Annotated in this window: 1 protein-coding gene; it reads left to right on the top strand. The window is 46.2% G+C overall.

All coding sequences use genetic code 11. The annotated features are described in order from the left end of the window. A partial coding sequence (locus tag SB717_RS33695) for a hypothetical protein (RefSeq protein ID WP_410907153.1) occupies positions 1–183 on the top strand: 183 nt, incomplete at its 5' end. Between the last annotated feature and the right edge of the window lie 272 nt (positions 184–455).

A 455-nucleotide genomic window follows, 5' to 3' on the forward strand; every position in this document is an offset into this window, starting at 1 on the left:
CTCCGCTCCTCGCTGAACGAAGTGTGCGAAGAGAAACTGATCGAACTCAACCCGCTGGCAGGCTGGACGTACTCCCGTAAGGAATCCCCGCTGAAGAATGATGACGTGGTTCCGCTCGCGCCGGAGGAACAAGCTGCGATCTTAGCCATGCTGCAGGGCCAGGCTCACAAAAATTTACGGTAGATGGATGCCAGCGGCAGATCTACAAGCGGGACGAAGTGCAGAAAAATTTGTGGGTAACAAATGACAGCATCTGAAGCTGAGAAATACAACCGATTATAAATCGACCTAACAATCAATTACTTAATAACACCATTAAACTAGCGAACCTTCGAAAATGATGGCATATTGAGATGATAGCCGAGCTTTTTGAGGTTTGCGATGGATCCAAAACAAAACGGAAAGAAATTTTCCAAAAGAATATATTACCCTCGCATAGCTGGAACCTTACTATG

Source organism: Priestia sp. SIMBA_032, assembly GCF_046535215.1.
Classification (GTDB): domain Bacteria; phylum Bacillota; class Bacilli; order Bacillales; family Bacillaceae_H; genus Priestia; species Priestia aryabhattai.